Source organism: Wolbachia endosymbiont of Aedes aegypti, from assembly GCF_021496215.1.
GTDB lineage: Bacteria > Pseudomonadota > Alphaproteobacteria > Rickettsiales > Anaplasmataceae > Wolbachia > Wolbachia pipientis.
On record NZ_CP090902.1, the window covers coordinates 992,893 to 1,007,587 of the forward strand.

11 protein-coding genes and 1 tRNA gene are annotated in these 14,695 nt (G+C 34.7%); 7 read left to right on the top strand and 5 right to left on the bottom strand.

Annotated elements, in window-relative coordinates; genetic code table 11:
- Positions 1–24 precede the first annotated feature (24 nt).
- The 4 genes from L0Z58_RS07125 (at position 25) to glyA (ending at position 4,366) form a co-directional block, all read left to right on the top strand.
- Complete coding sequence (locus tag L0Z58_RS07125) at positions 25–387, top strand: hypothetical protein (RefSeq protein ID WP_275019521.1); 363 nt, start codon at positions 25–27, stop codon at positions 385–387.
- Between the two features lie 75 nt (positions 388–462).
- Complete coding sequence (locus tag L0Z58_RS05130) at positions 463–1,692, top strand: MFS transporter (RefSeq protein WP_010962993.1); 1,230 nt, start codon at positions 463–465, stop codon at positions 1,690–1,692.
- A 135-nt stretch (positions 1,693–1,827) separates the two neighbouring features.
- Positions 1,828–3,048, top strand: a complete 1,221-nt coding sequence (locus L0Z58_RS05135; RefSeq protein WP_010962994.1) for an MFS transporter — start codon at positions 1,828–1,830, stop codon at positions 3,046–3,048.
- A 40-nt stretch (positions 3,049–3,088) separates the two neighbouring features.
- The gene (gene glyA, locus L0Z58_RS05140) at positions 3,089–4,366 is read left to right on the top strand and encodes a serine hydroxymethyltransferase (RefSeq protein ID WP_010962995.1); all 1,278 of its coding nucleotides are present in this window, start codon (positions 3,089–3,091) and stop codon (positions 4,364–4,366) included.
- A 1,079-nt stretch (positions 4,367–5,445) separates the two neighbouring features.
- Here glyA and L0Z58_RS05145 read toward each other — a convergent pair.
- From L0Z58_RS05145 to L0Z58_RS05160, 4 genes are all read right to left on the bottom strand, one after another.
- A complete protein-coding gene (locus tag L0Z58_RS05145) occupies positions 5,446–6,870 on the bottom strand; it encodes a collagen-like triple helix repeat-containing protein (protein ID WP_010962999.1) in 1,425 nt (474 codons plus the stop codon).
- Position 6,871: 1 nt separating this feature from the next.
- The gene (locus L0Z58_RS05150; RefSeq protein ID WP_174517021.1) at positions 6,872–7,015 is read right to left on the bottom strand and encodes a hypothetical protein; all 144 of its coding nucleotides are present in this window, start codon (positions 7,013–7,015) and stop codon (positions 6,872–6,874) included.
- Between the two features lie 368 nt (positions 7,016–7,383).
- Entirely contained in the window at positions 7,384–7,539 is a 156-nt protein-coding gene (locus tag L0Z58_RS05155; RefSeq protein ID WP_155975178.1) for a hypothetical protein, read from the bottom strand.
- Between the two features lie 17 nt (positions 7,540–7,556).
- Positions 7,557–10,943: a peptidase M2 gene (locus tag L0Z58_RS05160; RefSeq protein ID WP_010963000.1), complete on the bottom strand. Its 3,387-nt coding sequence runs from the start codon at positions 10,941–10,943 to the stop codon at positions 7,557–7,559.
- A 250-nt stretch (positions 10,944–11,193) separates the two neighbouring features.
- Here L0Z58_RS05160 and L0Z58_RS05165 point away from each other — a divergent pair.
- The 3 genes from L0Z58_RS05165 (at position 11,194) to L0Z58_RS05175 (ending at position 14,119) form a co-directional block, all read left to right on the top strand.
- A tRNA-Val gene (locus L0Z58_RS05165) sits at positions 11,194–11,266 on the top strand.
- A gap of 26 nt (positions 11,267–11,292) precedes the next feature.
- Entirely contained in the window at positions 11,293–12,189 is an 897-nt protein-coding gene (locus tag L0Z58_RS05170) for a cation diffusion facilitator family transporter (protein ID WP_010963001.1), read from the top strand.
- Positions 12,190–12,241: 52 nt separating this feature from the next.
- Entirely contained in the window at positions 12,242–14,119 is a 1,878-nt protein-coding gene (locus tag L0Z58_RS05175; protein WP_103412445.1) for a hypothetical protein, read from the top strand.
- On the opposite strand, the gene plsY is transcribed toward L0Z58_RS05175, so the two are convergent.
- Positions 14,110–14,688, bottom strand: a complete 579-nt coding sequence (gene plsY / locus L0Z58_RS05180; protein ID WP_010963004.1) for a glycerol-3-phosphate 1-O-acyltransferase PlsY — start codon at positions 14,686–14,688, stop codon at positions 14,110–14,112. The two genes, L0Z58_RS05175 and plsY, sit on opposite strands and share 10 nt — an antisense overlap.
- Between the last annotated feature and the right edge of the window lie 7 nt (positions 14,689–14,695).

The window sequence follows — 14,695 nt, forward strand, 5'->3', positions numbered from 1 at the left end:
TCTTGTGCTATGGCCATGATAATTGTGTTCTTATTACTTTTTATATGCAATATTAGTGAACTCCTGGCATGTATATTACTATTCATTATTGGTCTTGCTTCTGCATACCAAATTGTTTTTACTGCTAAAGTTGTAAGTTGTGTAAAAAACGAAGCAGTAGCAAGTGCAGGATCTGTAGGTAATTCCATAGTTATGAGTTTTGGTTATTTTTTTCACGTCATTATTGCAAATATAATGAATTTTTATTGGAACGGTGAAATTATCGATGGAAAGCCATTTTATGGAACTGATGTAATGGTTAAGTCTATGTTAATAATACCTATATGCCTACTAATAGGAATGATAGGCTTTTGGTTACTTAAAGTTATAAGCTGTAAAAAGAGCTAAGCAGATTTAGATGATTAATATAGTATTGTTTTTTATAACTAAAGTATCTATAATCCTAAATTTCAGCTGAGATTCATGTTGCAGAGGAATTTTTTAATCTGGTTGTTGACGTCACTGTTTTATGCATACCAATATATATTACGCGTAATTCCAAACATAATTGCGCCTGAATTAATAACAAAATTTAACATAAGTATTGCAGATGTTGGCCAGTTTGGTGGGTTATACTATGTAGGCTATACGCTAGCTCATATACCTATTGGTCTTTTCCTTGATAGATTTGGACCAAAGTTTGTTTTACCTGCTTGTACCGTTTTGACATTTACCGGAACACTACCGCTTATATGCTTTGATGAGTGGAGTTATTCAATAATTGGAAGAATAATTGTGGGAATTGGGTCATCCGCTTCGGCAATTGGAATCTTTAAAGTTGCAAGCATGTATTTTGCGCAAGAAAAATCAGCAAGAATGGCCAGCTTATCTATAATTATAGGAATTTTGGGAGGGATATGTGGCGGGTTACCTTTAGACTTCTTACTCGATAAATTTGGCTGGAATTATGTTATCTATACATTCTCAGCATTTGGGTGTTTACTTGCTCTGTTGCTGTTCTTAGTAACGCCTGAAAGCAATGCTCAACAGGAAAAAGTTAGCATTAGAGACTTAAAAAACATACTTTTCAACAAGCATATTATTCTAATTAGCTTTTTTGGTGGACTCATGGTCGGTCCAATGCAAGGTTTTGCCGATGGTTGGGTGAAAGCATTCTTTTTTGAAGTATATAAAATGAATGAAGACTTGGCATCTTCTCTCTCTTCCGTAATATTGATAGGAATGTTAACAGGATCATTCTCTTTGGCTTATTTATTGGAAAAATATAAAAATAAGCATTATGAAGTAATAATTGCATGCTCATTTGCAATGATCGCTAGTTTTCTTTTGCTTTTTACTCAGATTGGTGGCTTGTATGTTGTATTACCTACGCTTTTTATTATTGGCTTCACATCTGGATATCAGGTGGTTACCATTTACAAAGCGATAAGTTATGTAAATAATAACTTAGTAGGCCTGGCTACAGCTGTGTCAAACATGATAGTTATGGTTTTTGGCTATTTTTTTCACACTGGGATCGCAAAAATAGTAGATTTGTGTTGGGATAGAACAATAATACAAGGAAATCCTGTGTATGGTGCTGAATTGCTGATAAAAGCAACATCAGTTATTCCTGTATGTTTGCTGGTGGCTGTTTTTGGGCTCTTATGGTTAAAAAATAAAGATTTTAGAGAAGTTGATTGTAATAAGTAGATAATTTATCGAAGGCTCGTATGATAAAATCGTTAGATGTACTAATTTAAGGCTCTTGTTATTATGAAATATAATACTTTATTTTACTTTGATATTTTTGTTTTAATTGTAATTGGGTTTTATTAGGTGGTAGGTATGTCGAAAAGTAATTTTTTTGTATGGTTGATAGTATCTCTTTTCTATGCATACCAGTATGTGTTACGTGTCATGCCAAACATAATTGCGCCTGTATTAATAACAAAATTTAATATAAGCATTGCAGATTTAGGGCAATTTAATGGTCTCTACTATGTGGGATTTACACTAGTTCATATCCCTGTTGGTCTTTGTTTTGATAGATTCGGTCCAAAAATTGTTTTACCTATTTGTGCTGTCTTGGTATCTATTGGAACATTACCTCTTGTGTGCTTTGATGAGTGGTATTATTCAGTATTAGGTAGAATAATTGTTGGGATTGGCTCGTCTGCGTCAGTAATAGGAGTATTTAAAGTTGCCAGTATGTATTTTCCGCGAGAAAAATCAGCAAAAATGGCAAGCATATCTGTTATTATAGGGCTATTAGGGGCAACATATGGTGGTCTACCAATAGAACTTTTGCTTGATGAGTTTGGTTGGAATTACGTAATTTATATTCTTTCAGGGTTTGGTTTCTTACTCGCTTTATCTTTATTTTTAGTTATTCCTTACAATGCTTACGACTTTCGAAAAGAAAAAATTAGCATGAAGGATCTAAAAACTGTGCTTTTCAATAAATATATCATTCTAATTAGTTTTTTTGGTGGCTTAATGGTAGGTCCACTAGAAGGTTTTGCTGATGCTTGGACAAAAGCTTTTTTATGTGAGGTATATCAAATGGCCGGTGATCTAGCGTCTTCAATTTCTTCTGTTATATATGTAGGATTTGCAACTGGATTGCTCTCTTTTGCTCACATATTAGAAAAATATCCAAATAGACATTATGAAGTTATTATTGTCTGTTCCTTTGCAATGATTGCTAGTTTCCTTTTACTTTTTACACAGGCTGGAGGATTGTATATTGTATTGCCTGCACTTCTTGTTATAGGTTTCGCTTCTGGATATCAAATAGTAACACTGTACAAAGCATTAAGTTATGTAAATAATAACTTAATAGGATTAACTACAGCTGTGTCAAATATGATAGTCATGGTTTTTGGCTATTTTTTTCACACTGGGATCGCAAAAATAATAGATTTGTGTTGGGATAGGACAGTGATACAAGGAAATCCTGTGTATAGTGCTGAATTGCTGATAAAAGCAACATCTATTATTCCTGTATGTTTGCTGATAGCTGTTTTTGGGCTCTTATGGTTAAAAAAGCAGGATAAGCAGTCTTAAAATTGCTTGTGCATCTTAAAATTAAAGCGAGGTTTGATCTATGATGAGTGTTTTAAAAAAAATCTGTGGCTCTAAAAATAGTTTAAAGTCTTTTGATAACGAGGTTTATCAGTCTATAGAAAAAGAATTACAACGCCAAAAATCACAATTGCAATTAATTGCATCAGAAAATTTTGCAAGCAAAGCGGTAATGGAGGCACAAGGCTCTTTTCTGACTAATAAATACGCAGAAGGTTATCCAGGTAAAAGATATTACTGTGGTTGTGAGCATGTGGACAAAATTGAAAGTCTGGCTATAGAAAGACTTTGTAAGTTGTTTGGTGTTAAATTTGCAAACGTTCAACCTCATTCTGGTTCTCAGGCAAACCAGGCGGTATTTGCTTCACTGCTTACTCCAGGCGATACAATACTTGGATTATCACTGAGTTGCGGTGGGCATCTAACTCATGGTGCGGCACCAAGCCTTTCTGGTAAATGGTTTAAGTCAATTCAATATACAGTGAATAAAGACACTTATCTGCTCAATATGGATGAGATAGAAAAGCTGGCGCTGGAGCATAAACCGAAATTGATCATAGCTGGTGCTTCTGCTTATCCAAGAAAAATGGACTTCAAACGCTTTCGCGAGATTGCAGATAAAGTTGGTGCTTATTTGCTTGCAGACATTGCTCACTATGCAGGGCTTATTGCAGCGGGCGAATATCCATCCCCTGCTGAATATGCACATGTTATGACTTCCACGACTCACAAAACTTTGCGTGGTCCTCGTGGTGGAATAGTGATGACCAATGATGAAGCATTACACAAAAAAATTCAATCCGCAGTTTTTCCAGGATTGCAGGGCGGGCCACTTATGCATGTGATAGCTGCAAAAGCTGTTGCATTTAAAGAAGCATTAGCACCAGAGTTTAAGACTTATAGCAAGAAAGTCGTGGAAAATGCGAAAGTGCTGGCTCAAGAATTGCAAAAGCATGGACTTGACATTATAACCGGTGGCACTGACTCTCATATAGTGCTAGTTGACTTAAGATCGCAGAAATTAACTGGAAAAGACGTTGTAGATAGCCTTGAGAGAGCCGGTATTACCTGTAATAAAAACTCTGTACCATTTGATACAGCAAAGCCGACCATCACTTCAGGGCTCCGTTTTGGCACCGCTGCTGAGACAACACGCGGACTTGAGGCAGAAAATTTTAAAGAGATAGCTGGTCTAATAAATGAAGTAATTCAAGGATTAATCAGCGGAAATAGCTCAAGTGTCGAAAAAGCAGTAAAAGCTAAAGTTGAAAGGATTTGTAGTAATTTTCCTATTTATTAATTTATGTGGTGTCATCCAAGTAGCTGGTAGAAACGAAAAAACTTACTTGACACCCTTCGCCAGCCCTCTTATCATGAAACTGAAGGTATTCATTTATCTTCAATCTGTGCAGATTAAACGACAACAGTATTACGTAATTGGCGTCTTATTTTTAATTTTTTGCACTATGCGCACCCTACGTCTTCACAACATTTCTGGGTTTTTACCTATATAAGCTGAAACGCGCTTATAAAGCGTTTAAGACAGTATAGCACGCCAATTTGCAGGATTAGAGAATGACAACTAGCTAATACGGGATTTCTTTTGCCTTTTTTTCTGCTTAGTAAATTTCTTAAACATTTAAACTAAGATGAGTTGCATTTAAAAGCAGCTAAATTGCAGTGTTTAAGACTTAAAAAACGCCAATACTGAAAATAGACAATGACTGGGGCTTCTTTTGCCTTTTTTTCGTTTGGTAAATTTCTTAATGTTTGTAGCTAACATGAACAAACATTTGAGAGTAACTTCTGCTAGTAGGGTGTCATCCCAGTGCCCAGACACTGGGATCCAGGAATTTTATTAAGTTAGTAAGCATAAAAGTAGCCGTTTTATGTTAAAATACAACATTTTAATGATTATGAAAAGGCTGGATTCTAGCGGGCTTTGTTGCATCGCTAGCTATGATGGATTAAAGATAAAAAAGATGGAGAATATCAGTAGCTTATTATTCTGGTATTTATAATAAGAACGGTCAGTGAATACCTAAATTTGAGTAAAAGAAATTTCACTACCACTCACTAATCTGGCTAAAATTCAAGAATTTCAATGCTTTAGCTATTTTCAATAGAATTAAATTTATTAATATAAATAATAAATTACTATTCTTAAATTTGATCAGATTGATTGCAAAAAAACAAGATTTTCAATAGGTTGCTTATAATTCTAACTATAGTTAGCCTTTCATAAGTAGCGATGCAACAAAGCCATTCCAGCGTCACGCGCTGGAATGACATTGTAGGGTGTTATCCGAGTCCTTTTTCCGTCATCAGAGGACCATATGACGTCATCCAAGTAGCGTGACTACTTGGATCTAAGCTGTATTACCAAGTCCAATTAAGTGCAGCATCATCACTTGTTGGAGGCTCAAAATACGGTTGTGACATTTCCTCTTGCACAGCTCTTTTAAATTCTGGACTTTGTATGCTTATCTTTGTTACATGCTCTTGTAAGGCTTTCTCAGTAGCTATTTCAGCAGCTGTTGGACTTTTACCATCTGCTCCTGTCTCCCCTTGTGGGCCTTGAGCTCCATCTTTACCATCTGCTCCTTTAGGACCAGTGGCTCCTGTCTCCCCTTTTAGCCCTTTACCTCCTAAGAACACCTTTGCTGTTTGATCATTTTTGTCACCATACGCTGTGTCAGTAGCATCAAGAAATCCTCCTAATTTATCCACTAAAATTGATTTGTCGCCGTCTTTTGCATCAAATATAGCATTCACGACATCTTTCGCTGCAGCTTTTGTTTTAAGCTCTGTAGCTTTAACAAAAGCAGTCTCTGCAGCAGTTTTAGTGTAAACTTCATCGGCTGGAGCAGCTTTAATATATACCTTATTTGTAAAATCAGGAGAAGCAGTTATAGCATCCACAACAGGCTGTTTTACTACTTCTGTTTTTAGCGTATCTGTAAGTCCTAAAGTTTTAACAAATGCATCATCAACACCTTTTTTGGTATAGATACCATTATCATCAGCACCTTTTGCTAATTCTGGTATTAAAGCATCCACAACAGCTTTTTCTGCAACTTTTGTTCCAAGATCTGCAGTTTTAAGAAACGTGTCATCAACACCTTTTTTAGTATAGATACCATTATCATCATCACCTTTTGCTAATTCTGGTATTAAAGCATCCACAACAGGCTGTTTTACTACTTCTGTTTTTAGCGTATCTGTAAGTCCTAAAGTTTTAACAAATGCATCATCAACACCTTTTTTAGTATAGATACCATTATCATCATCACCTTTTGCTAATTCTGGTATTAAAGCATCCACAACAGCTTTTTTTGCAACTTTTGTTGCAAGATCTGCAGTTTTAACAAACGCAGTATCTGCATCATTTTTAGTGTATACTTTATCGGTAAAATCAGTAGAAGCAATTATAGCATCCACGACATCTTTCGCTGCAGCTTTTGTTTTAAGCTCTGTAGCTTTGACAAAAGCAGTGTCTGCATCAGTTTTAGTGTAAACATCTGCAGTATTAGCTTTGTTGGCTAGATCAGCTGCACCAGCTTTCTCTCCTAGCTCAGCATCGACGTAATTCTTGTCAGCTTTTTTTGCCAACTCATCATTTACATTTCTTTTAGTGTAAACATCTGCAGTATTAGCTTTCTTTCTCAACTCATCATCCACACCTTTTTTAGTATATATACCTTTATCATTAGCACCTTTATTGAGTTCCACTATCAATTTTCCTAAAAAATTTTTGTTAGTTGCAAGGTTTTCTATTGTACTCAATTTTTCACTCAACGCCATATCACCCTCCATTAATTACAAAAACCATAGCATGCATGAAAATAGTATAATTTTCGTTAATGTTAGATTTTACATAAGATTTCCTTGAAACTTGTTGTTTCAGAATTCTTCTCTTGTCATTCAAGTGTGTAGCAGATGATGTCATTCCAGTCTGGAATCCAGCCTTTATTATGCAGCCACTTATTTAAAGTTAAGTTTTCTGGATCCCAGTGGGCTTTGTTGCATCGCTAGCTATGATGGATTAAAGATAAAAAAGGTGGAGAATATCAGTAGCTTATTATTCTGGTATTTATAACAAGAACGGTCAGTGAATACCTAAATTTGAGTAAAAGAAATTTCACTACCACTCACTAATCCGGCTAAAATTCAAGAATTTCAATGCTTTAGCTATTTTCAATAGAATTAAATTTATTAATATAAATAATAAATTACTATTCTTAAATTTGATCAGATTGATTGCAAAAAAACAAGATTTTCAATAGGTTGCTTATAATCCTAATTATAGTTAGCCTTTCATAAGTAGCGATGCAACAAAGCCATCCCAGTGTCTGGGCACTGGGATGACACCGAAGGGGCTACTCGGATGACAAACCCTGTCATTCCATGGCGTGACGCTGGTTTCCATCCAAGACGGCAGTGCTTGACACTGGAATGACAAGAAGAGGGCACTGCCCTCCTTGTATGTATTAGATATAGGCCGAGTTGTGGTCGTGATAAATGTGATCGCTTGCGCAATCGAACATTTTCACAAAACCATTCTCTAGATAAAGATTATATTCGTGATGTTGATCTGATAATACAATATTATCTTGCTCCCCTGAATTGAAATGACTTGAATCTGACAGCAATTCGTAATTTGGATTATCTATTTTACTAATGCTGTTTATTACTTTGCCATTACCACTTGATATAGCTAAACTATAACTATCACCATCCTTCATTATCTTGATGGACACCTTATCTTCAGGTAACACTATAAGCTTCTTTGTGCCACTATCGTGGATTACGAATTTGCCTTTTTCAAAATAGTATTTGTCTTCCGGCAAAGCACCAACCTTATAATCTGATGTGTGCAGTTTGTTCCAAAAATCTAACACAGATTGCTTTTCTGCTCCTTCCGCTCTATCATACAAGGCTTTCACATCATTATAATTTATCGTTACATTTGCCTTATGCTTCCCTTCTGAGTCCTGCTCGTAGCTCTTTTCTATTTTGAGAATTGTGTCTTTTAATACTACCTGTTCTTGCTCTTTCTCCTCCACTGAAGCTGACCTTTTTGCCCTTGTTGGAATTTGTGGCTGATCAGACTGCATTTCACTATTGTCGTTTGATGCAGTTTTCTCTTCAGCAGCTTGTGCAACAACATTAGTAGTACTATGAACTTCTGTCTTAGTTTCACTTACTTGCCCTTTTGGACTTTCGGTTTGTTTCTCTTTTGTAAATATTCTCTGATAGTCCGTGTAGCCTCTATTAGTATCACCGATATCGCCACTGCCTTGATCAAAAGTTATTTTTTTACTTCCATTTCCCATATCTTCAATTTCAACTTGAGGAGAAACAGATGCTAGGAAATCGTTATAACTGTAGTTGTAGTCAGCAGAAAAGAATATTTTCCCTTTGAAATTGTGAAAGTTATTAGACAACATTCCAATTTCTTCATCACCATCAAACAATTTTACTTTAGTGAAATATGTTTGATCTTTTATTCTAACTATTTCACCGCTGGAGTTTCTTTGTATGTGATAATCATTTGGGTCGTACTTTATAGCAAAAAGTTTGCCAGAGCCATATTTCTCTAAGTTTATAAGGCCCACATTTACATGTTTATGGGAATAATCTCTCTTTTCATATTCATGTGCAAATATTGGATCTATATATCTATATTCGTCTGATATATTTGGCATACCTACTGGATGTTCATTCCCATCTTTCGTCACCGGAACAAGCTTATATGCTCCATCTTTTTCCACTAATTTTAGGTGAGTAATACTTTGTGGTAGTTGAAACCTTACGTTTGCTCCATGGTCATGAATAAATAGATCACCTTTCTCGGTAATATAAAAGCCCATATTTTTAAATTCATGTAAGCGCTCGTCTCCTTGCTTTACGACAGCTTCATATACATCATCGTCTGTCCTATCTGTTCCCTTATTATTCAGTAATTTTCCTTTTTCCACGATTACTCCATTTGCCTTTTGCTCATCAGAATATTGTGCATGTTCTGAATCCTGATGATTCAAAATTTTGGTACCTCTAAGAAGCAGAGAATCTAAATCTTTTTGGATGTGTCCAGTGCTAGGATGCAACAATTCATTTTCATGTAAATGCGCTTCATCAAAGTATTCATCGCGTTCAACTGTTCTGCCATCTATTAGGGAAGCTTTATAATGACCATTTTCTTTTGTAACTGCCATGTAAGCACCGCCTTCGTATGAAACATTTAAGTTGTGCAATATATCCTCAAAAACGAAAGTTTCTTTAGTTTGGCCTTCAACTTGCTTAAAAAATCCTGATTCGCTCAATAATTCTCCAAGCTTTGTATTTCCGTCATATATAGACAGTGCACCCATATCTCCTTGACCATGAGCTTGCATAGAAAAAATCTTACCTTCTTGTAGATCAATATGATTTGTACCTCTTATCAAGTTTGAATCGATGTTGATCATCTCTCCTAACATCTTTTCTACGTCGATGTTCTTAGTCGCTTTTACTTGTTCTAAGCCAGTGTTTATGGTTTTATCAAGTAAGGTACTTTTTAATTCCTCATATTTGGAGGGAATTGAATAATATTTATCTGAATACTCTTCGTAAGAAATCTTCCCTTCGCTATATTCTTTATTTATCTTGGGATATTCCATTTGCCTCTGCTCATCCAGATTTTTTAATGCATCATCATAAGCTTTCTTTAAATTTTCATCATACTTTGATAGCATTCTAAAAGCCTGATTTTTATACTCTAGACTGTTTCGGTACTCATTACCTTGTTGGTCAGAGTAAGTTAGTTTATCCTGTCCATCGGAAGTTTTTACTACCTTGAGGAAATGATATTCCTTTGATATATCAAGTGTATCATTTGTTGCCCTATTTATAGCACGAGCAACATCATAAAATGCAACGTGTTCTACAGGAGAAAAACTTCCAACGTTTTCTCCATCCATTTTTTCTATATTTGCTTTATAGTAGGATACGTTTTTAATTTCTCCACCCACTATTTCTTGACCAATTGCTATGAAATCTCCTTTTGTAACTTGCAAAGCGTTGAGATGTTCCATTGCAGTTTCTGTATCATTCTCAGCAAGCCAACTTTTGAAGTCAGTATCGTGTCCTTTTATGTCTTTCAAGAAACTTTTTGACTCATCTGAGTTACCTTGACGTAAAGCATCTAGGTAGTCTCTTAATAAACTAGGATCTTTTTCCTGTAAGTACATTATCAACGCATGACCTGTTTTATAAACCAAGCTATTTGCTTCGCTGTCCTTTGAGTATTCTAAACTTAAAATTTTATCTAAATCCAAATTTGCAGCTTCAGTTTTGTCGATACTTGATCCTTGAGAATTGAATTTATGATCTGAATGATGCTCAAAGTAGTCTGCAATTCCTTCCATTAATACTGTAGGTAAAGATTTGCCTCCTGTAGCCAAGTAAGTTAAACCATGTGCAAATTCATGCTGAAGGTTATGAATGCCACCTTGCTGGTAGACGTACATTTCAGCAAAAACGTCAGCTTTCCCTTTGTAGTAACATTTACCACCTTCGTCTCCAAGGTAAGAACCGAAACGCTCGCTTCCGCCAAGGTGAGTGTAATCATCCTTGTCATCAAACATGTAAATTTTAAATGTTTGTTCTGAACTGCCGCGTTCTAACTCGAATGCGTTTTTAAAATTAGTAGCTGTTTCTCTTATCTCACTTTCAATGTTAGCAACTTTACTTGCTCTTAAATTGTGAGAATAAACCTCTACTTTAATATTTAAATCTTCAACTTCTATAACATGTGGCGAATTAAACCCTTTGCCGTTATTGTTGAAATATTCTGCTTTAGTTATATTTTTATTTACTTGTTGACTAATTGTCATAATTTTAACCTCTAATTTGCTGATTTTTCAATATCAAGCATAAAGTAATTTCCCTAAAAAAAACGTAAATCCCTGTATTAATATGATTTATATCTTAATAAATAAAGTATAGATAGTTAACTTAATATGTAAAATTTAGAATATGGCTGAAATTCTATACAGCTATATTCCGGAATCACATTGGACAAGGACAAAAGCAAAGTGGTTTATTGACTTTCATTCCACCAAAGCACTATACTAAAACCACGATGGGTAATTAGCTCAGTTGGTAGAGCACTTGCTTGACGTGCAAGCGGTCGCTGGTTCGAACCCAGTGTTACCCACGTTTTTGTTTATGAAAAGATTTTATATGACAGCAGTGCATAACGGTAAACACTCAGCAGCGCAGTCCAAGCGCTTAATCTATTCCATAATAATAGTTGCGATAACAATGTTTATGGAAATAGTAGGTGGAATAATTTCACATTCGCTTGCTCTATTATCAGATGCAGGGCATATGCTCACTGACCTCTTTGCCTTGGTTTTAAGCTGGTTAGCACATAGGTTTTCAGCTAAGAAATCCGATTTGCAGAGATCATACGGATATCATCGGTTGCAGATAATTGCAGCATTTGTTAATGGTTTAACTCTATTCCTCATTGCAGTAATCATTATAATTGAGTCAATAAAGAGGTTTATTTTTCCAGTCAATGTTGAGTGGAAAGTAATGTTAATAATTGCTACACTCGGTCTTGTCTCTAACATAATAGTCTTTTTTATATTACATAGTAAATGCGAGAGCAATATAAACATAAAAAGTGCTGTACTACACGTTATAGGAGATATTTTAGGTTCTGTAGCTGCTATACTTGCATCTATAATTATCATGCTTACTGGATGGCAAATAGTAGATCCAATCTTATCAGTATTTGTTAGTGTGGTAATTCTAAATAGCGGCTATAAAATTCTCAAAAATTCTTGCCATATACTCCTTGAAGGTACGCCTGAGGGTATATCTGCTGAAGAGATAAAAAGTAAGATCACATCAGAATTACCTGAAGTGATAGATGTGCACCACATACATACATGGTCGCTGTCTGATAATTATTTTATAATTACCATGCATGCTAAAATAAAGCAAAATGTGCAGCACACCAATGTTTTATATGAAATAAAAAAAATATTGCTAGATAAGTTCGAGATAGCACACTCTACAGTCGAGATCGAATACGATGAGTGTGCGGATAATAAGATACTTAAACATTGACGTTTTAAATTATTATGCTATTACTAGAGTGTAATGATGTTGAAGGTAAGCTATGATAGGTATTTCTCAAATACAATTTCCTTCAAAGGATTCTAGTAAGCTAAAATTTGTTAGCTACTTTGGAGCTTTTGTCTCGTTAAGCATTATCACTAATCCTGTTAATGTTCTTTTTTCTCTTGGTACTATGTTCTTCAGGTCTGAAATTAAAACTCTTTATATCTACAAAGAAATAAAAACGGCAAAACAGCAAAAAATGAGCAAAAGGGAATATTGGGAAATATTTTTTAAAAACAATACAATCAAGGTAGCAGCCTTCCTCTTGTTTTCTGCTTTCATAACATATCTAACTTTCACTACCACTTTCTTGCTTATTTCGTTACTGGGAACTATACCACTTACAATGCTATTAATTTTATTGCAGAGTGAACTAAGGCCAAAAGATTTTAACCCATTTACGCTGCTTAAAGCTTCTATAAATTTCTTTTTGGAAAGTATAAAAGAGAATTTACGTGGTATGGTTAATAGTTTTGATGTTAAGCTTGAACATTTACTGCCCCATCAATTAAATGATGATATCATTAAAAATATTGATAAATTAAAAGGTAAGTATAGTGAACAAGTACCTGAAGACGTAATCAAAAATGATGAATATATTCAATTCATTGGATATATAAACAATTCATATGAGTTTAGTGATGAGGATAAAGGAAGAGTAATTGCATTTTTAGATGACTTTTGCAAAGATGATCAAAAGCATAGCTCCGGCTTTACAGGTGGGCAGGTTCTGCTTTTAGTTTTAAGGGCTTGCAATGATGGAGACGGAGAAGCCGTTAAGAGTAAAAAGGATGCATTGATTTCTAATTTAATTGATAGCCAAACTTTCTCTAGAAAAGAGCGAATTCCTAACACTTGCTTCACCGGTATTATCTATAGAATGTTAAGCACGCTAGAGGGTATTCATCCTGATCCAGAAATTAGATTTACTCCCCCAAGGGAAATGTTGCTCTCAGAAGCACAAAATAAAGCACGTGAGTTTATGTTAGACAGGTTAAAAAACAAGAAAAACAATAAAGAAATTCTTAAGGCTTGGTATGGCGTTCAAAATGGTTATGAAGACGATGAAAGTCAAAAAATAGTTGATGATTTTATTTCAGAAGTAAGTATTCCTTTAATGAGAAAATTATTGAGTATTACTTCTCAATATAGTGAACAAATTGTGCTGACGTTAATGAAAAATATTAGCTCTATAAAGTTAAATAAATTACAATGTTGTGAGCTGGTTCAGCACATGAGAAATAAACTGCAGGAGCATGATTTAGATGACCAAGAAAGTTTACTCGAAAACATCGGAAAAAAAGTATTCTTAGAGCTATTAAATCGAGATCTACTCGAGACAGATTTTTCTCTCAAGGATTCATCTTTGGATGGAGCTAAGAGAATAGCTAATAAGATAATAGAAGAAGAAGTAGCAGAATTTAAATTAAAGGCTGAGAAGACTATTGAAGGTCAGATAATTAGCATGTTAGATGGGTTAAGAATGCTCCCAAGAGAAAAAAGATGTTATAGGGTATATGTAGAACTCAGTAAAAATAACGAAAATGATAAGGAAAAAATAAAGAAAATTTTGCAAGAAAGGTTAAAAGTAACAAAAGCAGCAATGGATGAAATGTTAAAAAAAGGAGCTTCACATAAGCTAGAGTTAGAAATTGAAAGTGTATATGAAGGAAATAAAGATCACGTTACTCAACTTTATGAAAAAATAAGAGAAACAAAAAAGGAATTCATTGAAGATGGTCTTTTAACACCTCAAGAAGTAGAGAATATAACAAAAGCAAAAATCATAGACTTAAACAAAGAGGACAAAATCATACCGTCAAGCAATTTGTCTCGTAGTTTAAGTGTCAATAATTTGGCAGTACATTATCTATAAAATTTATACTCTTTACCTTGCAGAAGATTCACAATATTTCTGTGGTGTTTTAGGAAGACCAGTGCTCCTATAATTAGTAATGTTAAGAACAAATTCCTCTGAAAAAAAAAGGACCATGCTACAGCCGTTGAAGTAGCACTGAGTGAAGCAAGGGAAGAGTATCTAAAGGCAAGAAAGACTATTATCCAAATTATTACGAATACTAAAGTAATATCGATGTTAAATGCTATCAGTATCCCTAGAGTGGTTGCAACGCCCTTTCCTCCACTGAATTTTAGCCAAATAGGAAACATGTGTCCTAAAACTGCTAAAATTGCAGATACATATATATAAAAATCGTTATTATCACAAAATTGTTGTGCTATATAAACGGCAATAAATCCCTTAAAGGAATCCAGAAATAATGCCAAAGCAGCAAGAAATTTATTTCCCGTCCTTGCAACGTTTGTAGCACCAATGTTTCCTGAACCTACTTCTCTTAAGTTTATCCCTTTTATTCTTGTAATGATTAAGCTAAACGGTATTGAACCGAGTATGTAGGACAGTATAAGGACTACATACTTTTCCATTATACCA